Annotated in this window: 22 protein-coding genes; 4 read left to right on the top strand and 18 right to left on the bottom strand. The window is 69.4% G+C overall.

The window, feature by feature from the left end; genetic code table 11:
- Positions 1-22: 22 nt before the first annotated feature.
- The 5 genes from tsaE to OHU89_RS30110 all read right to left on the bottom strand — a co-directional run bounded on the left by tsaE (position 23) and on the right by OHU89_RS30110 (position 5,391).
- Positions 23-535 (bottom strand): tRNA (adenosine(37)-N6)-threonylcarbamoyltransferase complex ATPase subunit type 1 TsaE, encoded by a 513-nt coding sequence (gene tsaE, locus OHU89_RS30130; RefSeq protein WP_405647420.1) that lies wholly within the window; start codon positions 533-535, stop codon positions 23-25.
- Entirely contained in the window at positions 501-1,736 is a 1,236-nt protein-coding gene (locus tag OHU89_RS30125) for an alpha/beta fold hydrolase (protein WP_405647418.1), read from the bottom strand. The genes tsaE and OHU89_RS30125 overlap by 35 nt, the downstream gene beginning before the upstream one ends.
- A gap of 51 nt (positions 1,737-1,787) precedes the next feature.
- Positions 1,788-2,960, bottom strand: a complete 1,173-nt coding sequence (gene alr, locus OHU89_RS30120; protein ID WP_267015080.1) for an alanine racemase — start codon at positions 2,958-2,960, stop codon at positions 1,788-1,790.
- A gap of 45 nt (positions 2,961-3,005) precedes the next feature.
- Positions 3,006-3,881, bottom strand: a complete 876-nt coding sequence (locus OHU89_RS30115) for a L,D-transpeptidase family protein (protein WP_405647416.1) — start codon at positions 3,879-3,881, stop codon at positions 3,006-3,008.
- A gap of 76 nt (positions 3,882-3,957) precedes the next feature.
- Entirely contained in the window at positions 3,958-5,391 is a 1,434-nt protein-coding gene (locus tag OHU89_RS30110; RefSeq protein ID WP_405647414.1) for an NAD(P)H-hydrate dehydratase, read from the bottom strand.
- 133 nt (positions 5,392-5,524) lie between these two features.
- Here OHU89_RS30110 and OHU89_RS30105 point away from each other — a divergent pair, with 133 nt between their 5' ends.
- Positions 5,525-6,670: a hypothetical protein gene (locus OHU89_RS30105; RefSeq protein ID WP_405647412.1), complete on the top strand. Its 1,146-nt coding sequence runs from the start codon at positions 5,525-5,527 to the stop codon at positions 6,668-6,670.
- Between the two features lie 30 nt (positions 6,671-6,700).
- Here the strand turns inward: OHU89_RS30105 and OHU89_RS30100 are convergent, their stop codons facing one another.
- Entirely contained in the window at positions 6,701-7,072 is a 372-nt protein-coding gene (locus OHU89_RS30100) for a holo-ACP synthase (RefSeq protein WP_307027026.1), read from the bottom strand.
- A gap of 32 nt (positions 7,073-7,104) precedes the next feature.
- Entirely contained in the window at positions 7,105-8,952 is a 1,848-nt protein-coding gene (glmS, locus tag OHU89_RS30095; RefSeq protein ID WP_405647410.1) for a glutamine--fructose-6-phosphate transaminase (isomerizing), read from the bottom strand.
- A gap of 168 nt (positions 8,953-9,120) precedes the next feature.
- Here glmS and coaA point away from each other — a divergent pair, with 168 nt between their 5' ends.
- Together coaA and OHU89_RS30085 are read left to right on the top strand one after the other, a co-directional pair.
- On the top strand, positions 9,121-10,110 hold the full coding sequence (gene coaA / locus OHU89_RS30090) for a type I pantothenate kinase (RefSeq protein ID WP_405647408.1): 990 nt from the start codon (positions 9,121-9,123) through the stop codon (positions 10,108-10,110).
- A gap of 38 nt (positions 10,111-10,148) precedes the next feature.
- A complete protein-coding gene (locus tag OHU89_RS30085) occupies positions 10,149-11,081 on the top strand; it encodes a DUF389 domain-containing protein (RefSeq protein ID WP_405647406.1) in 933 nt (310 codons plus the stop codon).
- A 105-nt stretch (positions 11,082-11,186) separates the two neighbouring features.
- Here OHU89_RS30085 and glmM read toward each other — a convergent pair whose 3' ends face one another.
- From glmM to rplM, 3 genes are all read right to left on the bottom strand, one after another.
- Complete coding sequence (gene glmM, locus OHU89_RS30080; RefSeq protein ID WP_266888942.1) at positions 11,187-12,545, bottom strand: phosphoglucosamine mutase; 1,359 nt, start codon at positions 12,543-12,545, stop codon at positions 11,187-11,189.
- Positions 12,546-12,724: 179 nt separating this feature from the next.
- A complete protein-coding gene (gene rpsI / locus OHU89_RS30075) occupies positions 12,725-13,252 on the bottom strand; it encodes a 30S ribosomal protein S9 (protein WP_046916490.1) in 528 nt (175 codons plus the stop codon).
- Between the two features lie 41 nt (positions 13,253-13,293).
- Entirely contained in the window at positions 13,294-13,737 is a 444-nt protein-coding gene (gene rplM, locus OHU89_RS30070; RefSeq protein ID WP_045559465.1) for a 50S ribosomal protein L13, read from the bottom strand.
- A gap of 261 nt (positions 13,738-13,998) precedes the next feature.
- Between rplM and OHU89_RS30065 the strand changes: the two genes are divergently transcribed.
- Complete coding sequence (locus OHU89_RS30065; protein WP_405647403.1) at positions 13,999-14,877, top strand: hypothetical protein; 879 nt, start codon at positions 13,999-14,001, stop codon at positions 14,875-14,877.
- A 45-nt stretch (positions 14,878-14,922) separates the two neighbouring features.
- Here the strand turns inward: OHU89_RS30065 and OHU89_RS30060 are convergent, their stop codons facing one another.
- From OHU89_RS30060 to OHU89_RS30025, 8 genes are all read right to left on the bottom strand, one after another.
- The gene (locus OHU89_RS30060; RefSeq protein WP_405647401.1) at positions 14,923-15,693 is read right to left on the bottom strand and encodes a polyprenol monophosphomannose synthase; all 771 of its coding nucleotides are present in this window, start codon (positions 15,691-15,693) and stop codon (positions 14,923-14,925) included.
- A gap of 18 nt (positions 15,694-15,711) precedes the next feature.
- A complete protein-coding gene (locus OHU89_RS30055; protein WP_405647399.1) occupies positions 15,712-17,028 on the bottom strand; it encodes a UDP-glucose dehydrogenase family protein in 1,317 nt (438 codons plus the stop codon).
- Between the two features lie 56 nt (positions 17,029-17,084).
- A complete protein-coding gene (locus OHU89_RS30050; RefSeq protein WP_405647397.1) occupies positions 17,085-18,893 on the bottom strand; it encodes a glycosyltransferase family 39 protein in 1,809 nt (602 codons plus the stop codon).
- Positions 18,893-19,906: a glycoside hydrolase family 26 protein gene (locus OHU89_RS30045; protein ID WP_405647395.1), complete on the bottom strand. Its 1,014-nt coding sequence runs from the start codon at positions 19,904-19,906 to the stop codon at positions 18,893-18,895. Before OHU89_RS30045 ends, OHU89_RS30050 begins: the two co-directional genes overlap by 1 nt.
- Positions 19,906-21,321: a glycosyltransferase family 2 protein gene (locus OHU89_RS30040; protein ID WP_266899374.1), complete on the bottom strand. Its 1,416-nt coding sequence runs from the start codon at positions 21,319-21,321 to the stop codon at positions 19,906-19,908. The genes OHU89_RS30045 and OHU89_RS30040 overlap by 1 nt, the downstream gene beginning before the upstream one ends.
- Positions 21,322-21,706: 385 nt before the next feature.
- Positions 21,707-22,570, bottom strand: coding sequence for a tRNA pseudouridine(38-40) synthase TruA (gene truA / locus OHU89_RS30035; protein ID WP_266888949.1), 864 nt, complete (start codon positions 22,568-22,570; stop codon positions 21,707-21,709).
- Between the two features lie 80 nt (positions 22,571-22,650).
- On the bottom strand, positions 22,651-23,160 hold the full coding sequence (gene rplQ / locus OHU89_RS30030; RefSeq protein WP_266888950.1) for a 50S ribosomal protein L17: 510 nt from the start codon (positions 23,158-23,160) through the stop codon (positions 22,651-22,653).
- A gap of 82 nt (positions 23,161-23,242) precedes the next feature.
- Complete coding sequence (locus OHU89_RS30025; RefSeq protein WP_003966937.1) at positions 23,243-24,265, bottom strand: DNA-directed RNA polymerase subunit alpha; 1,023 nt, start codon at positions 24,263-24,265, stop codon at positions 23,243-23,245.
- Between the last annotated feature and the right edge of the window lie 33 nt (positions 24,266-24,298).

Raw genomic sequence — 24,298 nt, 5'->3', positions numbered from 1 at the left:
CAAGCGGGCAGCGCGCGCAGGCTCAGGCGGTCAGAACACCGAGGTCGACGGCCGCCCAGCGCTCCCCCAGCCCGGTCAGCGTCACGTGCCGCACCTCGTCGGTGGTGTCCCCGACGGCACGGTGGATCCGCACCTGGAGCCGGTCGTCGGTGAGCTCCTCGACCTTGCCCTCGCCCCACTCCACGACGATCACCGAGTCGGACAGCGAGACATCGAGATCGAGGTCCTCCATCTCGTCGAGCCCGCCGCCCAGGCGGTACGCGTCGACGTGGACGAGCGGCGGACCGCCACCGAGGGACGGGTGCACCCGGGCGATCACGAAGGTCGGGGACGTGACGGCACCCCGCACGCCCAGCCCCTCACCCAGTCCCCGGGTCAGCGTCGTCTTGCCCGCCCCGAGCTCCCCGCTGAGCATCACGAGATCCCCGGCGCGCAGCAGCTTGGCCAGCTTCAGGCCCAGCTCACGCATCTGCTCGGGGGAGGTGACGGTCAGTTCGGTCTCAACCGGGTTGTGCGGTGCTGCTGGTGCTTCCATAGCCACCCACGGTAGCTCCTGCCGGCACGGCACCCGCGCGGGTGAGGAGGTCGGCGATGCGGTCGGTGACCACTTCCGGGTGTTCCAGCATCACCAGGTGCCCGGCGTCCGGCACGAGCACCAGTTCGGCTTCCGGCAGCAGCCCGGCGATGGCCTCGCTGTGCTCGCTGGGCGTGACGAGGTCCCCGATCCCGGCCAGCACGAGCACCGGAAGGTCCATGAAGTGGGCGAGCGCCTCGGTCTTGTCGTGTTCGGTGAACGCCGGATAGAACTCGGCGACCACGTCGATCGGCGTCCCCTCGATCATCCGCTCGGCGAACCGGGCGACGGCCGGGTCCACGTCCCGGCTCGCGAACGAGTACCGCTTGATGATCCCCGTGAACAGGTCGGCGGTGGCCTGCCGCCCCTTCTCCACCAGCTCGGCCCGCTGCCCCAGCGCCTTCAGCACCCCGGGCAGGATCCGTCGTACGGCATTCACTCCCGCGACGGGCAGCCCGAAGTTGACCTCGCCGAGCCGCCCCGACGACGTGCCGACGAGGGCGACGGCGACCACCCGCTCACGGATGAGCTCGGGAAACTCGTCGGCGAGCGCCATGACGGTCATCCCGCCCATGGAGTGCCCCACGAGCACGATCGGCCCCTCGGGCGCGGCGGCGTCGATGACGGCCTTCAGATCGCGCCCCAACTCGTCGATGCTGACCGGCACATCGTCCTGCACCTGCTGCACCCCGCGCCCGGACCGGCCGTGGCTGCGCTGGTCCCAGTGGACGGTCCGCACGACCCCGCGCAGTGCGGCCCGCTGGAAGTGCCAGGAGTCCTGGCTGAGGCAGTAGCCGTGGCTGAAGACCACGGTGACGGGCAGCGGGGCCTTGCGTCCGAAGAGCCGGCGCCGGCGCGGGGCGGACCCGCCCTCCGGCTCCACCTCGTCGACCTCGTAGTACAGCTCGGTGCCGTCGTCGGCGTACGCCTTGCCGGGCATGCCGCGCAGCGAGCCGTAGGGCCCGGTGGAGTCGAGCGCGAGCCGCGCCTTCTTCCGCATGCCGCGTCCGACGGTCATCCGCTCGAGGGCGACACCGGCCGCCGCTCCCGCCGCGACCACGCCTATCGCGGCACCCGCGATCCCGGTCGCCCTGCGCCAGTTCCCGGCCGCCCCCGTGGCGGAGACCACGGCTACGACAGCCTCCGCGCTGCTCTCGCTCACGTACCGCTCCTCTTCGCCGGACTGCTGGACCACCACTTGCTGCTGGATCGGTTACCCCGGTTGTCCCTCATTCACATAGACGCGGGGAACGCGGCTTCCGATCCGGGTGACGATTTCGTACGCGATGGTCCCGGCCGCCTGTGCCCAGTCCTCGGCGGTGGGCTCACCGCGGTCGCCGGGCCCGAAGAGGATCGCCTCCGAGCCGGTCTCGGGCTCGTCGCCGCCGAGGTCGACGACGAACTGGTCCATGGCGATCCGTCCCGCGACGGTCCGCCACTTGCCGCCGACCAGGACGGGTCCGGTGCCGGAGGCATGGCGCGGGACGCCGTCCGCGTAGCCGACGGGCACCAGGCCGAGGGTGGTCTCGCCGGGGGTGACGTAGTGATGTCCGTAGCTGACGCCGTGCCCGCCCGGGACCCGCTTGACCAGCGCCACCGACGCGCTCAGCGTCATCACCGGGCGCAGCCCGAAGTCGGCCGGGCTGCCGAGCTCGGGGCTCGGCGAGATGCCGTAGACGGCGACGCCGGTCCGCACGAGGTCGAAGTGTGTCTCGGGAAGCGTGAGCGTGGCCGGCGAGTTGGCGATGTGCCGCACCTCGGGCCGGACCCCGGCCTGTTCGGCGTACGACACCATCTCGCGGAACAGGGTGAGCTGGGCGGCGATGGAAGGATGTCCGGGTTCGTCGGCGCAGGCGAAGTGCGACCAGAGTCCGGTGATGCGCAGGAGGCCTTCTTCCTCGGCCCGCAGGGCGTGGGCGACCAACTCGGCCCAGTCGTCCCCCGGCTGGCATCCGTTCCGCCCCAGGCCGGTGTCGGCCTTGAGCTGCACGCGCGCGGGGACACCGGCCTCCCGGGCCGCCGCGACGACCTCCTCAAGGGCCCACATCCCGCTGACGGAGACGTCGAGATCGGCCTCGACGGCCTCCCGCCAGGGTCCGCCCGGAGTCCAGAGCCAGCACATGATGCGGACGTCGCGCAGGCCCTTGTGCCGCAGCTCGAGGGCCTCCTCGGGGGTCGCCGTGCCCAGCCAGGTCGCCCCCGCCTCGACGGCCGCGCGGGCACAGGGCACCGCCCCGTGGCCGTACGCGTCGGACTTGACCACGGCCATCAGGGCCGCGCCCGGCGCGAGGGCGCGCAGGGTCCGCACATTGGCCCGCAGGGCGGCCAGATCGATCTCGGCGCGGGCACGCAGCGGCGTGCTCCGCGGGGCAGGTGTCTCACTCATGGCGCCCCCAGTCTCTCAGAGGGGTCCGACAGTCCCCGCGGACGCCTACGCTCCGGGTCGCCGCCCCCAGGCATAGACGCGGTCGCCCTTCTTCAGCACACCCCACAGCTTGCGGGCGTCCCCGATCCGCAGATTGACGCAGCCCATGGAGCCGACGGTGGTGAAGATGCTGCCGTAGACGGCGTGGAAGGCCTGTCCGCCGCTGAAGAACTGCGCGTAGGGCATGGGTTGGTGGTAGAGCGTGGACACATGGTTCTTGTGCTTCCAGTAGACCTTGAACCAGCCCGTGCGGGTCTTGTACCCGGCCCGTCCGCTCCGCATGGGCACCGGCCCGAAGACAACCTTCTTCCCCTTCTGCACCCAGGTGATCTGCCGGTCGAGATCGACGCAGGCGACGCGGTACGTGCGGACCGGACACTTCTTGGCGGCATTGGGGTTCTTCTTCGCGGACAGGTACCGCATCCGGGACCAGGTGATCGGCCCCGCGAACCCGATGGCGGGCTTGATCTTCTGCTTGACCTGGAAAGCCCGGATGGCCTTGCAGTCGGCCTTCGACTGCTTCCCGTCCACCTTCAGCTTCAGCCACCGCTCGACCTGCCGCTGATAGGGCCCGCGTGACTTGGTGCACGAGACCCGGGCGACGGCGTCGGCGAGCGGCACGTACTCGACCAGGTCGTACGCCCCCGGAGCGGCCTGCGCCGGCTCGACGGCGTCCTCCTGGGCGCTGGGCACGTACACCTGCGGCGCGAGGGCCTGGTCGGGGCTGTCGATCTGCCAGGGCTGGTACTCGCCTGGGACGAGTTCGGCCTCGGAGCCGGGGGCGGGGGGCGGGGGCGCGGCGTAGGCGGTTCCGGCGGGCAGCACGGTGGCGGCCACGAGGAACGCCGCGACACTCCGGCGGGCGATACGTCTGCTGATCATGCGATCAGAGAAACGTGGGCCCCGCGAGGACAGGGAGTACCACGCGGGGAGGTCACTCGTACGTACGCAGCCCCGGCTACCCGGCCCGCACATCCCTCCAGGCCCCCCGGATCCCGTCCGCCACGTCATGCGCTCCCACCGGCGCCCCCTCGGCCGCGAACCGCCCCGCGAGCCCGTGCAGATACGCCGCCGCACTCCCCGCGTCCACCGCGGAGAGCCCGGCCGCGAGCAACGATCCCGCCAGGCCCGACAGCACGTCCCCACTGCCCGCCGTGGCCAGCCACGCGGTCCCCGTCGGGTTCACCCGCACCGCCCCGCCCCCGGAGTCCGCGACCAACGTCGTCGACCCCTTGAGCAGCACCGTCGCCCCGTACCGCCCCGCCAGCTCCCGTACGGACTCCAGCCGGGCCTCCTCGACCGACTCCCGCGTCACCCCCAGCAACGCCGCCGCCTCCCCGGCATGCGGCGTCATCAGCGTCGGCGCGCGACGCGCCCGCACGGCACCGACGTCCGCCAGCCGCAGCCCGTCCGCGTCGACCAGCACCGGCACATCCGCGGCCAGCACCTCCGCCACACTCGCGGCGTCGTCCCCGGCCCCGGGCCCGACGACCCACGCCTGCACCCGCCCCGCCCGCTTCGGCCCCTGGTCCGACACCAGCGTCTCGGGAAAGCGGGCGATGACGGCGTCGCCGGCGGGTCCGACGTACCGCACCGCCCCCGCACCGCCCCGCAACGCGCCCGCCACGGCGAGCACGGCCGCGCCCGGATACCGGGCGGAGCCGGCGGCGATCCCCACGACCCCTCGCCGGTACTTGTCGCTCTCCCCCGTCGGCACCGGCAACAGCCGGGCCACATCCGCGTGCTGCAACGCCTCCAGCTCCGCCTCGAGGGGCAGCGACAGCCCGATGTCCACGAGCCGCACGGACCCGGCGTACTCCCGGGCCGGGTCCACCAGCAGCCCCGGCTTGTGCGTGCCGAAGGTGACGGTGAGGTCGGCGCGCATCGCGGCCCCGCGCACCTCCCCCGTGTCGGCGTCGACACCGCTGGGCAGGTCGACGGCTACGACAGCGGCGCGCGACGCCCCGACCACCGAGGCGAGCCGGGCCGCGTCCGGCCGCAGTCCGCCCTTCCCGCCGATCCCTACGATGCCGTCGAGGACGAGGTCGGCCCGCGGGACCAGGTCCTCTGCTCCCTCCACGCCCACCACCGCGCCCCCCGCCCGCCGCAACGCCGTGAGCCCCGCGGCATGGGCCCGCTCCGGCGCGAGCAGCACCGCGGTGACACCGGCGCCCCGCCGCGCGAGCCGGGCCCCGGCGTACAGGGCGTCCCCGCCGTTGTCACCGCTGCCCACCAGCAGCACGACCCGGCTGCCGTACACCCGCCCCAGCAGGTCCGCGCAGGCGGCGGCGAGCCCGGCGGCCGCCCGCTGCATCAACGCTCCCTCCGGCAGCCGTGCCATGAGCTCCCGCTCGGCCGCCCTGACCGTCTCCACGCTGTACGCAGTACGCATGGGTCCGAGTCTCCCCCGAGCGTGACGAACCTCGCCGCAGCCATTGACGCTTTACCGCGCCTTTGCCAAACTCCCCCTCCCCCCAGCATGAATCGATTCAGTCGAATTGGTTCGACAAACAGGACGGACCCCCATGCGACGCAGAGCCGCACTGATCGCCGGCACCGCAGCCGCCGCCCTCATGACCGCGGGCATCACTGCCACCACCGTTCCCCAGGCCGCCGCCGCAGCCTGCGGCGAGGGCTCCTACCAGGCCGAAGCCGTACTGAACGGCAGCACCTGGACGGCCCGCCGCGGCAGCACGACGGTCTACACCGGCACGGACCTCCGCGCCGCGGCCCAGGCCGCGGTCAACAGCCTGACGTCGGGCCGCACGGCGAAGGAACGGGTCGTCGTCCGCGGCTCGGGCTCGATGTCGGCCGGCTCCCGCATCTCCCTCCCCAGCTACACGACCCTCGACGTCTGCGGCACCATCAACGTCACCGGCACGGGCAGCGGCGACCAGGCCCCCGTCTACTCCCGCGGCACCCGCGACATCGAGGTCCAGCATCTGAACCTCACCGGCAGCCCGCTCTACGGCGTCTTCCTGCGCAACGTCCAGAACGCGACCCTCGGCCAGCTCGACATGCGCCTGTCGGCGGGCCTGGGCGTACGCATCGACAACCGCGGCGACACCTCGCAATGGACGCGGAACGTCCGCATCGACAACGCGTACGTGTCCGGCGCGTCGAGCCACGCGGTGGAGACCTACGGCGTGGACGGCCTGACCATCGGCACGGTGACCGCGCGCAACGTCGGCGAGTCCGGTCTTCTCCTCAACCAGACGATCAACGCGACGGTGACCAAAGTCGACGCGGAGAACGCCGGCACCGGCACGGGCTACGCCGTCTTCCGCATGGCCAACCGCAACGGCCGGGTGGGGAGCTCGTACCCCACCAACATCCGCGTCGGCGAGGTGATCGCGCGGGGCGGCGGCAGGGGCGTCTTCTGCGTCTCGGAGAGCGGCGGGGCGGTCATCGACAGGGTCACGCTCACGAACACCGGCAACAACTCGGTCCTGATCGAGAACTGCTACAACGTCAGCCTCGCCGCCCAGAGCGGCACCATCACCGGCGGCGGCGAACTGCGCCTCGCGGCCCGCTCGGAGTTCCCCAACAACGACAACATCACCGTCCAGAACCTCACGGTGACCAACTCGTCGATCCGTGAGAGCCCCTGCGGCACGAACACGACGTTCCGCAACATCACACGCGTCAACACCACGCAGACCATCTGCTAGCCGCGGTCCGACTCGGCGGGTGGGCTCCGCCTATCCCTCCGCCACCACCACGGCGGAGGCCACCCCCGCGTCATGGCTGAGCGACACATGCCAGGACCGCACCCCGAGCTGCGCGGCCCGCGCCGCCACCGTCCCGGTGACCCGCAGCCTCGGCTGCCCACTGTCCTCGACATACACCTCGGCATCGGTCCAGTGCAGCCCGGCAGGCGCCCCGAGCGCCTTGGCCAGAGCCTCCTTGGCGGCGAACCGGGCGGCGAGCGAGGCAACCCCCCGCCGCTCCCCGCTGGGCAACCACAGCTCACTGTCGAGAAACAGCCGCCGCGCCATCCCGGGCGTGCGCTCCAACGACGCCGCGAACCGCTCGATCTCCGCCACGTCGATCCCGACACCGATGATGCTCATGCGCAGCACCTTACGGGGGGGGTCCCTCACCCCTACTCCACCGTCACCGACTTGGCCAGGTTCCGGGGCTGGTCCACCTCGTTGCCCCGAGCCGTGGCCAGCTCGCACGCGAAGACCTGCAGCGGCACGGTCGCCACCAGCGGCTGCAGCAACGTAGGCGTGGCCGGGATGCGGATCAGATGGTCCGCGTACGGGACCACCGCCTCGTCCCCCTCCTCGGCGATCACGATCGTCCGCGCCCCCCGGGCCCTGATCTCCTGGATGTTGGACACGATCTTGTCGTGCAGCACGGACCGGCCTCGCGGCGACGGCACGACCACCACCACGGGCAGGTCCTCCTCGATCAGCGCGATCGGCCCGTGCTTCAGCTCGCCCGCCGCGAAGCCCTCGGCGTGCATGTACGCGAGTTCCTTCAGCTTCAACGCCCCCTCCAGCGCCACCGGGTACCCGACGTGCCGCCCGAGGAAGAGGACCGTGTCCTTCGAGGCCAGCGACCTGGCCAGCGCGCGTACCGGCTCCATGGTCTCCAGCACCCGCTCCACCTCGCCGGAGATCTGCGACAGGTCCCGGATGACGGCGGAGATCTCGTCGCCCCACTTGGTGCCCCGCACCTGGCCCAGGTACAGGGCCACCAGATAGCAGGCCACCAGCTGCGTCAGGAACGCCTTCGTCGACGCGACCGCCACCTCCGGCCCCGCGTGCGTGTACAGCACCGCGTCCGACTCACGAGGGATCGTGGAACCGTTGGTGTTGCAGATCGCCAGCACCTTCGAGCCCTGCTCCCGCGCATGCCGCAGCGCCATCAGCGTGTCCATGGTCTCCCCGGACTGCGAGATGGCGATCACCAGGGACCGCGCCCCCAGGATCGGGTCCCGGTACCGGAACTCGCTCGCCAGCTCCACCTCGCAGGGGATCCGGGTCCAGTGCTCGATGGCGTACTTGGCGATCAGCCCCGCGTGGAAGGCCGTACCGCACGCCACGATCACCACCTTGTCCACCTCGCGCAGCTCGGACGCGCTGATCCGCACCTCGTCCAGCGTGAGGGAACCGGCCGCGTCGATGCGGCCCAGCAGGGTGTCCGCGACCGCCTTCGGCTGCTCGGCGATCTCCTTGAGCATGAAGTAGTCGTAGCCGCCCTTCTCCGCGGCGGACGCGTCCCAGTCCACGTGGTACGACCTGACCTCCGCCGGACGGCCGTCGAAGCCCGTCACCGTCACCCCGTCCCGGCGCAGCTCCACCACCTGGTCCTGGCCCAGCTCGACCGCCGACCGCGTGTGGGCGATGAACGCGGCGACATCGGAGGCCAGGAACGCCTCCCCCTCCCCCAAGCCCACGACCAGCGGCGAGTTCCGCCGCGCCCCCACCACCACGTCCGGCTCGTCCGCGTGCACCGCGACCAGCGTGAACGCGCCGTCCAGCCGCCGGCACACCAGCCGCATCGCCTCCGCGAGGTCCCCCGTCACGGAGAACTCCTCCGCCAGCAGATGCGCGACGACCTCCGTGTCCGTCTCGGAGGACAGCACATGCCCGCGCTCCGCCAGCTCGGTCCGCAGCGCGGCGAAGTTCTCGATGATCCCGTTGTGGACGACCGAGACCCGGCCCGCGTTGTCCAGATGGGGATGCGCGTTCGCGTCCGTCGGGCCGCCGTGTGTGGCCCACCGGGTGTGGCCGATGCCCGTCCCGCCCGTGGGCAGGGGCCGGTCCACCAGTTCCTTCTCCAGGTTGACGAGCTTGCCGGCCTTCTTGGCGGCCGCCAGCCCCCCGTCCGCCAGCACGGCGACGCCCGCCGAGTCGTACCCCCGGTACTCCAGCCGCTTCAGTCCGGCCATCACGACTTCGAGTGCCGACTGCGACCCCACGTAACCCACGATTCCGCACATGCGCCGCAGCCTAAAGGCGAAACCCCGCCCGAACAGTGCCCGAACCGGCCTCCGCCTGCCCGAAATCGGAAATCCTCACCCCCGTACGAGCCCCCTCCCGCTCTCCGGGGGACCACCGCGTGACGGACCCCACCCGCCATCACGTTCAAACTCCGTTAACAATGGACTGTGATCTCTCCGGTCTCCTCGATTCCCCGGAGCGCCCACCGGCACAAGCCGGAGGCGACTCCCTACGTCGACCTCACCCGTGCCGAGTGGAGCGCGCTGCGCCACAAGACGCCGCTGCCGCTCACCGCCGAGGAGGTCGAGAAGCTGCGCGGTCTGGGCGATGTCATCGACCTCGACGAGGTGCGCGACATCTATCTGCCGCTGTCACGGCTCCTCAACCTCTACATCGGTGCCACGGACGGCCTCAGAGGGGCGCTGAACACCTTCCTCGGCGAACAGGGCGCCCAGTCCGGCACCCCCTTCGTCATAGGGGTCGCGGGCTCGGTGGCCGGCGGCAAGTCCACGGTCGCCCGACTCCTGCAGGCCCTGCTCTCCCGCTGGCCCGAGCACCCGCGCGTCGAGCGCGTGACGACGGACGGCTTCCTGCTGCCGACCAAGGAGCTGCAGGCCCGCGGTCTGATGTCGAGAAAGGGTTTCCCCGAGTCGTACGACCGACGGGCGCTGACCCGTTTCGTCGCCGACATCAAGGCGGGCAAGGACGAGGTGACGGCCCCCGTCTACTCCCACCTCATCTACGACATCGTCCCCGGCGAGAAGCTCGTCGTGCGCCGCCCGGACATCCTGATCGTCGAGGGCCTCAACGTCCTGCAGCCCGCCCTCCCCGGCAAGGACGGCCGCACCCGCGTCGGTCTCGCCGACTACTTCGACTTCAGTGTGTACATCGACGCCGGCCCCGAGGACGTCGAGCGCTGGTACCTCAACCGCTTCAAGAAGCTGCGCCAGACGGCCTTCCAGAACTCCGACTCCTACTTCCGCAAGTGGACGCAGGTGTCGGAGGAGGAGGCCCTCGACTACGCCCGCACCCAGTGGCGCACCATCAACAAGCCCAATCTGATCGAGAACATCGCCCCCACCCGCGGCCGCGCCACCCTCGTCGTCCGCAAGGGCCCCGACCACAAGGTCCAACGCCTGCGCCTGCGCAAGCTGTGAACTCCCCGGCCGGGCCTGTGGACTGTTAAAAAGGCGTCATGCTGCATCTGCGCCTGATCACCCCGGCCGAGAAGACCGACGACGTGGTCCGGCTGGTCGAGAAGACAGTCGGCACCACGCACCTGGTCGTGCTGCCGGGCGCCGCCCGAAACCCCTCCGGGGACGTCGTGATGTGCGATGTCGCCCGCGAGGCCGGCGACGAACTCATCGGCGCACTACGCCGGTTGGACCTCGACAAGACCGGCTCCATCGCCGTCGAGAACATCGACCTGTCGCTCTCCGAGCGAGCCGACAAGGCCGAGGACGACGCCCCGGGCGAGGGCGCGGACGCGGTCCTGTGGGAGCACCTGACGGACGCGACCCACGAGGAGTCGACGCTCTCGATCACCTACGTCGCCTTCATCACGCTGGCAACGATGATCGCGGCCTGCGGTGTGGTCCTCGACAACGCGATCCTGATCGTGGGCGCGATGGCGGTGGGCCCGGAGTTCGGCCCATTGGCCGCGTTCAGCACGGCGATCGTCCAACGCCACCCCAAGCTGGCCCTGCGCTCACTGATCGCGCTGCTGGTGGGCTTCGCGGTGGCCATGGTGGTGACGGTCGGCTTCAGCTACTTCATGGACTCGGTGGACCTCTTCAGCGCCGAGCAGTTGGATGCCACGCGCCCCAACACCAACTTCATCTACCGGCCCGACTGGTTCTCCTTCGTCGTGGCCGTCCTCGCCGGCTGCGCGGGCACCCTGTCTTTGACCTCGGCCAAGTCCGGCGCTCTGGTCGGCGTCGCGATCTCGGTGACCACGGTCCCGGCGGCCGCGAACGCCGCCGTCGCCTTCAGCTTCAACGAGTACAAGCAGGCCTGGGGTTCAACGGAGCAGCTCCTGCTGAACCTGCTGGGCATCGTCCTGGCAGGCACCCTCACCCTGCTGTTCCAGAAGTGGCTCTGGAAACGCCCTGAGGGGCAACGTCCTTAGGGGCGCGGGGCTCTGTCCGATTTGCGGCTCGCCGCGTGGGCGCGACCAGCCACGACGAACGCGAAAGCCCGCCACGCACAGAACCCCCCACCCCGAACCCGGCACTTACCCCAGCGCCGACTTCACCGCATCGGCCAACCTCCCGGCCACAGACCGAGCCTGATCGATATCCGCGGCCTCGACCATCACCCGAACCAACGGCTCGGTACCCGACGGCCGCAACAACACCCGCCCGGTGGCCCCGAGTTCCCGCTCCGCCTCGGCAACCGCCGCAGCCAGCTCACCCGAGGTCCCCACCCGCGCCCGATCCACATCCGGCACATTGATGAGCACCTGGGGCAGCCGCTCCATCACCGACGCGAGCTCCCGCAACGACCGCCCGGTGGCCGCGACCCGAGCCGCGAGCATGAGCCCCGTCAGCGTCCCGTCACCGGTCGTGGCGTGATCGAGAATGATGACGTGCCCGGACTGCTCGCCACCGAGCGCGTACCCGTGCTCCTTCATCGCCTCCAGCACATACCGGTCACCCACCGCAGTCTGGATGAGGCTGATCCCCTCCCGCTCCATCGCCAGCTTGAACCCGAGGTTCGACATGACGGTCGCGACCACGGTGTCGGCCCGAAGCGCGGAGCGTTCCCGCATCGCCAGCGCGATGACGGCCATGATCTGGTCGCCGTCCACCTCGTCACCGGTGTGGTCCACGGCGAGGCAGCGGTCGGCGTCCCCGTCGTGCGCGATGCCGAAGTCGGCCCCGTGCTCCACGACGGCGGCCTTGAGCAGGCCAAGGTGGGTCGAGCCGCACCCGTCGTTGATGTTGAGCCCGTCCGGCGACGCACCGATCGTGATCACTTCGGCCCCGGCCCGCGTGAACGCCTCCGGCGAGACCCGCGCGGCGGCACCGTGTGCCTCGTCGAGGACGATCTTCAGGCCTTCGAGCCGGTTCGGGAGGACGCCGATGAGATGGGCGACGTACTGGTCGAAGCCCTCCAGGTACTCACGGACGCGCCCCACGCCCGAGCCCGTCGGCCGGTCCCAGGGCTCGCCGTGCCGGTGGGACTCGTAGACCGACTCGATCCGCTCCTCCAGCTCGTCGTCGAGCTTGTGCCCGCCGCGGGCGAGGAACTTGATGCCGTTGTCGGGCATGGCGTTGTGGCTGGCGGACAGCATGACGCCGAGGTCGGCACCGAGGGCGCCCGTGAGATATGCCACGGCCGGTGTCGGCAGGACGCCGACCCGCAGGACGTCGACACCCGCGCTCGCGAGGCCCGCGACCACGGCGGCCTCCAGGAACTCCCCGGACGCGCGCGGATCCCGTCCGACCACCGCCGTCGCCCGGTGGCCCTCGAAGGTACCCGCCTCGGCCAGTACGTGGGCCGCCGCTACCGACAGACCCAGGGCCATCTCGGCCGTCAGGTCCGCGTTGGCGACGCCGCGCACGCCGTCCGTGCCGAAGAGTCGTCCCACTTGTCCTCCTGAAAGAGCGCTGCTACTCGGAGATCATCCGATCGCACAAGCCTTAGACCGTCTTGTGCCGTTATACGCCTAAGGCTGTGATAAACGAACGCCCCGGCGGCACTGTGGCGTGCCGCCGGGGCGTTCGGACGTACTGCTGACGTGCGAGTACGAGCTGCAGGCAGCGAAGCTTAACGCTTGCTGTACTGCGGGGCCTTGCGGGCCTTCTTGAGACCGGCCTTCTTGCGCTCGACCGCACGGTCGTCGCGGCGGAGGAAGCCGGCCTTCTTGAGGGCGCCGCGGTTGTTGTCCACGTCGGCCTCGTTCAGCGCGCGGGCCACGCCGAGGCGCAGGGCGCCGGCCTGGCCGGAGACACCGCCACCCGCGATGCGGGCGATGACGTCGTAGCGGCCCTCGAGCTCGAGCACCTTGAAGGGCTCGTTGACTTCCTGCTGGTGCACCTTGTTGGGGAAGTAGTCCTCAAGGGTGCGACCGTTGATCTTCCACTTGCCGGTGCCCGGGACGATCCGGACGCGGGCGATGGCGTTCTTGCGACGGCCCAGGCCGGCGGCCGGCTGCGGGTCGCCGAAGCGGCCGGCGAGGGACTCCGAGGTGTACTCACCCTCGACGGGGACCTCGGACTCGGTGGTGTAGCTCTCAATGTCGACGAGCTCGGTCTCGGTCTCTTCGACCGGCTGCTCAACGGTGGTCTCGGCCACGGTTCTCCTCAGATCTTTTCTGTTTAGGGGTGTGGCCGGAACTACTGCGCGACCTGGGTGATCTCGAACGGCACCGGCTGCTGGGCAGCGTGGGGGTGCTGGTCGCCCGAGTAGACCTTCAGCTTCGAGAGCATCTGACGGCCCAGGGTGTTCTTGGGGATCATGCCCTTGATGGCCTTCTCGACGGCCTTCTCGGGGTTCTTCGCCAGCAGCTCGTCGTAACGGACGGAGCGCAGACCACCCGGGTACCCGGAGTGGCGGTACGCCAGCTTCTGGGTCTTCTTGTTGCCGGACAGGTGAACCTTGTCGGCGTTGATGATGATGACGAAGTCGCCCATGTCCATGTGCGGGGCATAGGTCGGCTTGTGCTTGCCACGGAGGAGGTTCGCGGCAGTGGTAGCCAGACGGCCCAGGACGATGTCCTGAGCGTCAATGACGTGCCACTGGCGAGTCACATCGCCGGGCTTGGGGCTGTACGTACGCACTTCGCAGCCTTCTTCTTCAGTGGATGGGTGCTGACACATGGCATCACTGAAGCGATCGTGCAGCTGGGGACGACAGTGCCGGGAACGCTGCCCGTATGCCGCCCACTGGTAACTGCTCCAGGGAACCTACGTAAGGGCCACTCGCCTGAGAGCGACCAAGCCAATACGCATAACAAGCGGCAAGACTACTCGCGCTGCCCCGGACGGGTCAAAACGAGTACGCGCATCGTCCCCTCCCGCCCCCCGTCTAAGATGCGCCCCATGAGCTTTGGGCAGCAGGGGGGACCCCCGTCCCAGTGGGATCCCTGGAAACCGAATTCCCAGCAGCCGTGGACCGGCAGCAGCGACGGCCCGACCCCGGACTGGGCCGCGCTCGCCGAGGCGTCGGAGACCCGTAACAAACGCCGCAGGCTGCTTTTCATCGGCGGTGGCGCCCTCGCCACCGTGGCGATAGGCACCGCCGTGGCCGTGGCCGTGGTGTCGGCGAACGGGGACAGTGAGGCGTCCACCGCATCCTCGCTGCCCTCGACCGCGGACATCCCGAGCCAGTCCGCCACGGCCCCGTCCTTCGCGCCGACCAGCGCCCCGCCGCCGCTGGACCCGAAGGAGTTCGTCTCCAGCAAGACCAAGGACACCGCCCCGATCGGCGCGGACATCCTTTTCCCGGGCACGCAGCTGACCATGGGCGAGACGGTCTACAAGAAGGGCCCGACGGCCGACACCAAGAACTGCGCCTCGGTCGCCCAGGGCACCCTGCCGAAAATCTTCAAGGCCAACGACTGCACGCGCCTGATGCGGGTGACGTACGTCAAGGACGGCGTCGCGGTGACGGTCGGCGTGGCCGTCTTCGACACCGAGGCACAGGCGACCAAGGTCAAGACCCAGTCCGACGACAAGAGCGTCGTACGGTCCCTGGCCGGCAGCGGTGTGAAGTCCTTCTGCGATTCCGCGATCTGCCGTACGACGACCAACTCCTACGGCCGCTACGCCTACTTCACGACCGCCGGCTTCACCAACGGCAAGAACGTCACGGAGAAGAGCACGCGGGTCTTCTCCACCGGCGACGACCTGGCCGAGTTCACCTTCCGCCAGATCCGCCGCCGCGGCGAGGCCCAGGCGTCGGCCGCCGCCGACGAGTAGGTAGCGCGTCGATCCGCCGGCCCCCGGGGGCCGGCGGACCCCGGTTCAGCTCCGCCGGTTGCGCATGCGCAGCCGCAGCGGCACCAGCGCCGACTCGATCTGCGTCGAGAGGTTCATCTTGGAGACGCCTTCGGTGCGCTCCTCGAAGCGGATCGGGATCTCGACGGCGCTGTGCCCGGCCCGGACGGCCTTGAACTTCAGCTCGACCTGGAAGCTGTAGCCGGCGCTGTCCAGGGTCGCGAGATCCACGTCACGCAGCGTGGCCGCCGACCACAGGTTGAAGCCGGCCGTGATGTCCCGGATCTTCGTGCCGAGCACGGTCCGGGCGTAGCGGTTGGCGAAGCGGGACAGCAGGACGCGGTGCCTGCCCCACTCCTCGTCCAGCGAGCCGCCCTCGACGTACCGGCTGCCGACGACCAGGCCGACGCCGGAGGCCACGGCCGTGCCGAGCATCCGCGGCACCGCCTCGACGGGGTGGCTGCCGTCGGCGTCCATCTGGATGACGTACTCGGCGCCCTCGGCGAGCGCGGCGCTCATGCCGGCGACGTACGCGCGCCCGAGGCCGTCCTTCTCGGTGCGGTGCAGCACGCTCATCCGGCGCCGCCCGGCGGCCTGATCCGAGTTGTACTTCTCTACGAGCTCCTCGGCGATCCGCCCCGTCCCGTCGGGGCTGGAGTCGTCGACGATCTTCAGATGCAGCCCGTCGATCGGCAGACCGAGGACCAGCTCGGCCATCCTGGGCAGGTTCGCCGCCTCGTTGTACGTCGGCATCACGATGGTGACCGGTACGCCGGCGTGTCTGTCGTTGGCCGTCATGTCTTTCCGTTCCCTCCCCTAGAGGCCCTGAAGGGGCCTCTCCTCAACCGGCGCGGGCCTGCCCAGCGCGCGGAAGTGCCAGCCCGCCGCGGACCAGCGGTCCCCGTCGAGCGCCCCCCGGCCGTCCACGATCAGCGGACGGGCCACCAGCGACGCGGCCCGCTCCGGGTCGATCTCCCGGAACTGCGGCCACTCGGTCAGATGCAGCACGAGGTCGGCTCCCCTGAGCGCCTCCTCGGCCGACATCGCGTATCCGAGGAGCGGGAACGCCTTGCGGGCGTTGTCCAGCGCCTCGGGGTCGTAGACCGTGACGTCGGCGCCGTCCAGGCGCAGACGGGCGGCCACGTTGAGCGCGGGCGAGTCCCGGATGTCGTCCGAGTCCGGCTTGAACGCCGCGCCCAGTACGGCGATACGGGCCCCCAGCACCGCACCTCCGCACAGCTCCCGCGCCAGCTCGACAACCTTGTCGCGGCGGCGCATGTTGATCGCGTCCACCTCGCGCAGGAACGCCAGCGAGACCCCCAGCTCGTCGGCGCGGTGCGCGAAGGCGCGGATGTCCTTGGGCAGACAGCCGCCGCCGAAGCCGACTCCGGCCCGCAGGAACTTCTTCCCGATCCGGTCGTCGTGGCCGATCGCCTCGGCGAGGACGCCGACGTCGCCGCCCGCCGCCTCACAGAGCTCGGCCATCGCGTTGATGAAGGAGATCTTGGTGGCGAGGAAGGCGTTGGCGGCCGTCTTGACCAGTTCGGCGGTCGGGAAGTCGGCGGTGACCAGCGGGGTGCCGGCCTCCAGGACGGGCTCGTACACCTTGCGGAGGATCGTTTCCGCATGTGCGGATCGGACACCGATGACCAGCCGGTCGGGACGCAGCGTGTCCTCGACGGCGAAGCCCTCCCGCAGGAACTCCGGGTTCCAGGCGACCTCGACGCCCAGCGTCCCGGCGAGCCGCTCCGCCGTGCCCACCGGCACGGTCGACTTGCCGACCAGCAGCGAGTCCTCGGCCGCGTGCTCGGCGATCGCCGCGAAAGCAGCGTCGACATAGGTGAGGTCGGCGCCCTCGGAGCCCTTGCGCTGCGGGGTGCCGACACACACGAAGTGCACCTCGCCGAAGGCCCCGGCCTCCGTGTAGTCGGTGGTGAACCTCAGTCGCCCGGTCGCCGTGTGCTTCCGGATCAGCTCGGGCAGCCCGGGCTCGTGGAACGGCACCTGGCCGGCCCGCAGCGCGGCGATCTTGTCCGGGTCGACGTCGACGCCGACCACCTCATGACCGAGCTCCGCCATGCAGGCGGCGTGGGTGGCACCGAGGTAGCCGGTGCCGATGACAGTGAGCCGCATGGATTACGGCCTTTCGTGAATTCAGGGGTGAAGAAGAACAGAGGTGGGCGACCGGTTCAGGACGTCTTCGTCCAGACCTGGTACCAGCCGGTGCCGCCCGAGCTGAGCTTGAACGGGATCTTGCCGACCAGGCGGTAGTGCCCGCTCCTGGTCACCTGCTGCTCGAGGTACTTGTCGAGGTCCGGCGTCGCGACGCCGTCCAGCACGATCAGATCGAAGTAGCCGGCCTCGATGGCGAGCCGGTACCCCTCCCTGCCGTGGTGGATCTTGCCCTTCTTGTCCGAGTAGCCGATGCCGTACGTCGACGTCCACTGATCGTGGTTGGTCTTGTCCCGCAGGTAGTAGACGGGCACCTCGTAAGTGGCGCCGAGGTACTTGGCCTTGGGCTTCATGTACGGCTCGATGGCCTTGACGAGCGGCGTGGAGTCGGGCCACAGCCCGAACCGCCACTCGGACTGCGAGACGCCGAGGCACAGCGCGGTGACCCAGATCAGGATGCCCAGCTGCGGATAGCGGAAGTGCTTGCCGACCAGCCGGATCACACCGATGCCGGCCATCGGGGCGGCGAAGAGCAGACCGAAGTCAAGGTGCTTGTAGAGCGAGACCGAGGTGCTGAGGTGGATCTGGTACGCCGGAGCCAGCAGCGCCGTGCCGGCCAGCACCAGGCCGAGCAGGGCGCGCCAGCGCCAGCCGGGGCCGCCCAGGCCGTGCGAGCGCGGGGACTCGTTCATCCGGCCGCGCAGCGCGTAGGCGACGGTGCCCGCGACGGCGGCGGCGAACATCAGCCCACCCCACTCCACGGACTTCTCCACCAGGGACATCGCGGTGTCGGTGCCGTGGGCACGGTTGGTGGTGGTCGCCTTCACACCGGCGAGCACATCGGTGTACATCAGGCCGACCCCGACCAGCGCGGCGGTGCCGAGGCCGAGCAGGAACGCGCGGAGCAGACAACGCCAGCCCTTGTGGTGCCAGGCAGTCAGCGCGGCGAGCACGACGAGAGTGGGCAGGTACAGCGCGGACGCGTACTTCACCGCGACCGCCAGCACGATCACCGGAGCGGCGAGCAACACGGCGGCCGCGGGTGCCCGGTTGGTGCGGACGACTATCCAGGCGGCCAGGGCCAGCAGGAAGATCGCCGGAGCGTCGTAGGTGGCGAACCAGCCGAGCACGATGCTCGGCTGCGTGACCGCGAACAGCGCGGCAGCGACCAGCGCCACCCGCTCGTTGAACATGCGCCGGCTGAAGGAGTACAGCAGCGCGGTCGCGCCCAGCATGCACAGCAGGCTCAGCGCGCGGGCGCCGGAGAGCCCGAACCAGCCGTCGACCACGGCAGCAGCGACCGGATACAGGACCGGCGACCCGGAGAAGTACGACTCGTACCCGCTGTGCAGCGGGGTGCCGTTCATCCAGTGGTCGATGATGTTGTGGCCCGCCGCCAGGTAGAGGGCCTCGTCCTGGAACGCGGTGTTGGACAGCCGCAACGACAGCACCGTCTGGATCAGCAGAACGACCAGCAGGACACCGCGGCTGACCCACGCCCGCCGCTTGCTCGGGGTGTCGTCCCAGCCCGCGTCCGGCGTCTCGGGAATGTGGTACCCGGGCTCGTCGTCCGGCACCTGCTGGTACTCGACCGTGCGCAGGGCGTACGTCGGCTGGTCGTCGTAGCCGCTCTGCGGCTGCTCCGGGATGCCGACCTGGTAAGGCTGCTGCGACTGCGGCTCCTGGTACGGGTACTGCGCGTTGTCGTAGCCGTACGTCTGCTGCTGGTCCTGCTGCGAGGCGCGGCCGTCGGAGTTGAACCAGCTGCCGTCGTCGGCGTACGGATCGTAGGGCTGTGGCGTGTAGTGATCGTGTCGGGAGGTCATCACGGCTTCCGTACGTCGAAGCCGAAACGATCGTCCGCGGCCAGCTGCTTGAACTCCTGCAGGGCCAGCGGGCTCGCCTCCAACCGCCAGTCGGCACGCTTCTTGTGGTTGAACCAGATGAAGCCGAGCATGTTGTCGTCGGCCTCCACACCCGCGAACAGGTTGCGGATGTCGGCCCGTCGTCGCTCACCTGCCATGGCCGCGGTCTCCAGGAGGAGCGTCGGCTTCTTGGTGAAGGTGCGGATCTGGTCGATGGTGGGACCGAAGACGCTGTCGAAGGCGTTGTCGTCCTCGATCGTCCAGTAGCCGATCAGCCCGACCCAGTCGACGTAGGCGTCGCCCGGGTAGTACGGCTCGAGCTTGACGCTCTTGACCGGGTTGATGATGTTGGGCGACCAGGCCCAGATCACGTTCGAGGCACCGGCGTCGATGAAGGTCTCGTGGATGTGCCGCCAGGCGGCCACGTACTGCTTGGGGGTCGTGTACTTGGTCCCCCACTTCTCCCAGTGACCGTTGAACTCGTCGGCGAAGTCGATCACCACAGGGAGGTTCAGCTTGCGGACCGCGGTCGCGTACTCCTTGATGTACGCGTCCGACTTACCGGCCGCGATGTCGGCCACACTGGTGTCGAAGGGCTCCCAGGACATCAGCGTCATGGCGCCCTCCTTCCAGGCCGTGCGCACACCGCTGGCGTCGAAGCCGTCTCCCCAGGCGGCGTAGTACTCAATGAGGTTCGGCTGCTTGCCGGTCAACTCGGTGTACGCGTCGACGCCCTTCATGGAGGTCGGCGCGCCCGCCACTGCGGCCCCGTAGTACTTCTTCTTCGGCTTGATCAGCGGTACGACGTCGTAGGGAACGTCCGACTCCGCGGTCTGCGACGGATCGCCACCCCCCTCGGCCTGTCCGGCCGGTGAGCCGTTGTTCGAGTCGTCGAGCACAGAGCAGCCGCTGAGGGCCAGCGCGGTGAGCAGGACGGCGGTCAGTGCGGTGCGCGTGCGGGTGCGGAGCTGCATCAGACGGCCTCCTTCTCGCGCGGCTGGACCAGCACGCGGGCCACCACGAGGGCGTAGAAGAGTCCGGAGGACAGGATGAGGGCGAAGTTCGGGGCGTCCATGGTGAACGTCCGGTACACGGCGCCGACCACCCAGATCAGGGCGGTGCCGCCGCTCCAGACCCACATGCCGATCCAGAAGCGGCGGGTCTTGTTCTTCTTGGCTCCGGAGGATCCGGTGGGCTGCCAGCCCATGCGGTTCTTGCGCAGGATGTCCCAGATGGCGAAGACGTGCGCCCAGCCGTACATCATGCGGGCGGCCCAGGCCTCCAGTCGGTAGGGCGCCTTGTGCCACATCGGGAAGACGATCGTGGTGTAGATGATGCTGGGCGCCACCATGAGCAGATGCTCGACCTGGAGCTTGTCCGGCATCATCACCAGCAGCACGATGGGGATGACCGGCGCCGCGAAGGTGAACAGCGCCGTGTGGATGTAGTAGAAGAACCCGGACATGTAGCACAGCCGGCTGGAGAGCTTGATCTTGCGCTCCCAGAACTTCTTGCTGCCGAGCAGGCTCATCGATCCGGAGCACCAGCGGTACTGCTGGTTGAAGAAGGCGCCGGCGGTGTCCGGGCACACTCCGGTGGAGACGGCGACCGGCACATACCGCAGGTCCCAGCCCAGGCCCCGCAGGTCGAAGCCGGTGTGCACGTCCTCGGAGTGCTCGATCAGCGTCGTACCGCCGTTGGTCTCCAGCGCGGCCCGCCGGTACACGGCACAGGAGCCGACGCAGATCGCGCCGTCACTGCCCTGCCGGGAGACCTGCACGGACCGGTAGAACAGCTCCTGCACGGCGCCCGCGCCGCGCTCGATCCAGTTCTGCGAGTCCAGCACCCGGAAGTACTGCGGGGACTGGACGATGCCGATGCCCGGGTCAGACTCCATGTACGGCAGCAGCTCTTGGAGCAGGTCGGCGCGCGGCGTGAAGTCGGCGTCCAGGATGAGGATGTACTTGCCGTCGGACTGCCCGAACCCGAAGTGCAGGTTGCCGGCCTTCTTGAACCAGCCGCGGTTCTCGCGGGTGCCGTAGCGGAACCCGAAGTCCCGGGCCATCGCCTCCAGCTGCGGGTCGGCGCCGTCGTCGAGGACGAACGGGACGCAGACGCCCGGGTAGTGGTCGGCCATGTCCCGGACATGCCGCCAGGTGTTGTGCAGCACCTCGATGGGCTCACCGCACACCGGCAGGAACACGTCGACCGTGGGATAGATCTCGGGCCGCCAGTTGTGGACCAGCCGCTTGTGGTACGCGATGTCGAAGTCCCTGGTGAAACCATTCACCCGGAGCGATATCAGGTAGTAGATGACCGTGAAGACCAGCAGCGGTGTGTAGATCCACAGCACCGGCGTGGACTTCGCCAGCTCGAACTGGCTCACCACCAGACAGCAGAAGCTGATCAGCGAACTGATCGTCAGAATCCACAGGTTCCGCCTGGCGTAGGAGTACTTCTCCTTGTCCGTCGGCGGCAGCGGAAGCAGCCCCAGTGGAGCGCTCCCACTACGCCCAGCCCTACGCCGCCCGCTGTTCTGGCGCGCGTTGCGACGCCCCCCGGTCCGTACAGGACCCACTGAACTCATGAAAAAAGAAACCACCCATGGGCCCCACCGGCCCGTCGACCCCCACCCGTGCTCGGCCGCCCCAATCGAACCAATGGCCGAGCTGCGAAAGATTAACCGAAGTTATGTAGATGACGTAAGGGTCGGAAGGAGGCTTACGCCGGGTAAGATGCGACATGTCCGCTATCTGCGGCGAAATGAGCGGTAACTAACAGGTTTCACAACGGGACGACCCGGGCAGTGACCGCCGATTCCGCGCTTCCTTGTTCCGTGCGGCCAGCAACTCGTCGGCCGGGTAGCCGACTTCCTCGAGCGTCAGCCCGTGCGGCCGTACGACATGCACGGCGGAGTCCCTGACCCCCGCGGCCAGCACCTTCCCCGGCCACTCCGGCCCCCGGTGCCCGTCCCCCACGAACAGCAGCGCCCCGATCAGTGAGCGCACCATGTTGTGGCAGAAGGCATCGGCCCGGACCGTGGCGGTGATGATCCCGTCCTCCCCTCGCACCAGGCTCAGCTCCTGGAGCGTACGAATGGTGGTCGCACCCTCCCGCTTCTTGCAGTAGGCGGCGAAGTCGTGCTCCCCGAGGAGCCGCCCGGCGGCCTCGTTCATCGCATCGACGTCGAGCGGCCAGTCGTGCCACAGGACATGACTCCGCAGCAGCGGGTCCACACCCCCGGGGTTGTCGGTGACGCGATAGGCGTACCGCCGCCAGACAGCGGAGAACCGGGCATTGAAACCGCTGGGCGCCTCACGAAGCGCCCACACCCGTACGTCCTTCGACAGCCGGCCGGCAAGCCGCTTCAGCAACTTCTCGTGATGCTCGCCCCAGACCTCCCGAGGCAGATCGACATGCACGACCTGTCCCCGCGCATGCACCCCGGCATCGGTCCGCCCCGCCACGGTCAGCTCATACGTGTCCCGGGACCGGGTCACCGTACGCAGCGCGTCCTCGACCTCCCCCTGCACGGTCCGCCGCCCCCCGGCCTGCTTGGCCCACCCGGAGAACTCGCTCCCGTCGTACGATAGATCCATCCGCACCCGCACGAACCCGGGCTCTACTTCGTCACTCACACAGAGATCCTCTCAGGAACACGAAAGCGGGCCCGCTCCTGAAAAGGAACGGACCCGCTTTGTCAACGCGAGGCGGAGCCTCAGGCGTCCTTGGACTCCTCGGCAACGTCCTCGGCCTCGTCGGCCTTGGTCACGTCGACCTTGGTCTCCTCGGCAACCGGAGCAGCCTCGGCGTCCTTCGCGGCACGCTTGGTGGCGGCCTCGGCCTCACCCGTCGCCTGCTGCGCAACCGTCAGCGCCTCGACCAGCTCGATGACAGCCATGGGCGCGTTGTCGCCACGACGGTTACCGATCTTGGTGATACGGGTGTAACCACCCGGACGGTTCTCGTACCGCGGGCCGATCTCGGTGAAGAGCGTGTGGACGATGCCCTTGTCCGTGATGACCTGGAGCACCTGGCGGCGGTTGTGAAGGTCGCCCTTCTTCGCCTTGGTCACCAGACGCTCGGCGTACGGACGCAGCTTGCGCGCCTTCGCCTCGGTGGTGGTGATACGACCGTGCTCGAACAGCGCCTTCGCAAGGTTCGCGAGGAGGAGCTTCTCGTGCGCGGCGCTGCCGCCCAGACGGGCACCCTTGGTGGGCTTCGGCATTTCTTTCTCCTTGGTCTGCCCCGGCCGTATCAGGTACCGGGGTCAGGAACCCGATGAGCGGATGCTCACCGGCAACGACCGATCAGTACTGCTCGGTCTCCACAAAACCCGCGTCCGCGTCGTCGTCGGCACCGAAGGCGTCGGCGGCGGCGGTCGGGTCGAATCCGGGCGGGCTGTCCTTCAGGGCCAGGCCCATGCCGGCCAGCTTCGCCTTGACCTCGTCGATGGACTTCGCACCGAAGTTGCGAATGTCGAGGAGGTCGGCCTCGGAGCGGGCGACGAGCTCACCCACGGAGTGGATGCCCTCACGCTTGAGGCAGTTGTACGACCGAACGGTGAGCTCCAGCTCCTCGATCGGCAGCGCCAGATCAGCGGCAAGGGCGGCGTCCGTGGGGGACGGGCCCATGTCGATGCCCTCGGCGTCGATGTTCAGCTCGCGGGCGAGACCGAACAGCTCGACCAGCGTCTTACCGGCAGAGGCCATGGCGTCACGCGGACGCATCGCCTGCTTGGTCTCGACGTCGACGATCAGCTTGTCGAAGTCGGTGCGCTGCTCGACACGCGTCGCCTCGACCTTGTACGTGACCTTCAGAACGGGCGAGTAGATCGAGTCGACCGGGATGCGCCCGATCTCCTGACCGACCTGCTTGTTCTGCACGGCGGAGACATAACCACGGCCACGCTCGACCGTGAGCTCCATCTCCAGCTTGCCCTTGCCGTTCAGCGTGGCCAGGACCAGGTCGGGGTTGTGCACCTCGACACCGGCCGGGGGCGCGATGTCGGCGGCGGTGACCAGACCCGGGCCCTGCTTGCGCAGGTACATCACGACCGGCTCGTCGTGCTCCGAGGAGACGACCAGCTGCTTGATGTTGAGGATCAGGTCGGTGACGTCCTCCTTGACGCCCGGCACGGTGGTGAACTCGTGCAGGACACCGTCGATACGGATGCTGGTGACAGCAGCGCCGGGGATCGACGACAGGAGGGTACGGCGAAGGGAGTTGCCGAGGGTGTAGCCGAAGCCCGGCTCCAGCGGCTCGATCACGAACCGGGAGCGGAACTCGTCGACGACCTCTTCGGTCAACGAGGGGCGCTGAGCGATCAGCATGGTGCGTTCCTTCTGTCAGGGGCGCCCGCTATT

It is taken from the genome of Streptomyces sp. NBC_00019 (assembly GCF_045041015.1).
Lineage (GTDB): Bacteria > Actinomycetota > Actinomycetes > Streptomycetales > Streptomycetaceae > Streptomyces.
Note: the sequence above shows the minus strand (reverse complement) of the source record. Positions and strands in the feature narration are given on the sequence as shown.

Excerpts from the sequence above, each read along its gene's own strand:
- tsaE (WP_405647420.1), bottom strand. The coding sequence starts at position 535 with ATGGAAGCACCAGCAGCACCGCACAACCCGGTTGAGACCGAACTGACC.
- alr (WP_267015080.1), bottom strand. The coding sequence starts at position 2,960 with ATGAGTGAGACACCTGCCCCGCGGAGCACGCCGCTGCGTGCCCGCGCC.
- OHU89_RS30115 (WP_405647416.1), bottom strand. The coding sequence starts at position 3,881 with ATGATCAGCAGACGTATCGCCCGCCGGAGTGTCGCGGCGTTCCTCGTG.
- OHU89_RS30110 (WP_405647414.1), bottom strand. The coding sequence starts at position 5,391 with ATGCGTACTGCGTACAGCGTGGAGACGGTCAGGGCGGCCGAGCGGGAG.
- OHU89_RS30105 (WP_405647412.1), top strand. The coding sequence starts at position 5,525 with ATGCGACGCAGAGCCGCACTGATCGCCGGCACCGCAGCCGCCGCCCTC.
- OHU89_RS30100 (WP_307027026.1), bottom strand. The coding sequence starts at position 7,072 with ATGAGCATCATCGGTGTCGGGATCGACGTGGCGGAGATCGAGCGGTTC.
- glmS (WP_405647410.1), bottom strand. The coding sequence starts at position 8,952 with ATGTGCGGAATCGTGGGTTACGTGGGGTCGCAGTCGGCACTCGAAGTC.
- OHU89_RS30085 (WP_405647406.1), top strand. The coding sequence starts at position 10,149 with ATGCTGCATCTGCGCCTGATCACCCCGGCCGAGAAGACCGACGACGTG.
- OHU89_RS30065 (WP_405647403.1), top strand. The coding sequence starts at position 13,999 with ATGAGCTTTGGGCAGCAGGGGGGACCCCCGTCCCAGTGGGATCCCTGG.
- OHU89_RS30060 (WP_405647401.1), bottom strand. The coding sequence starts at position 15,693 with ATGACGGCCAACGACAGACACGCCGGCGTACCGGTCACCATCGTGATG.
- OHU89_RS30055 (WP_405647399.1), bottom strand. The coding sequence starts at position 17,028 with ATGCGGCTCACTGTCATCGGCACCGGCTACCTCGGTGCCACCCACGCC.
- OHU89_RS30050 (WP_405647397.1), bottom strand. The coding sequence starts at position 18,893 with ATGACCTCCCGACACGATCACTACACGCCACAGCCCTACGATCCGTAC.
- OHU89_RS30045 (WP_405647395.1), bottom strand. The coding sequence starts at position 19,906 with ATGCAGCTCCGCACCCGCACGCGCACCGCACTGACCGCCGTCCTGCTC.
- rplQ (WP_266888950.1), bottom strand. The coding sequence starts at position 23,160 with ATGCCGAAGCCCACCAAGGGTGCCCGTCTGGGCGGCAGCGCCGCGCAC.
- OHU89_RS30025 (WP_003966937.1), bottom strand. The coding sequence starts at position 24,265 with ATGCTGATCGCTCAGCGCCCCTCGTTGACCGAAGAGGTCGTCGACGAG.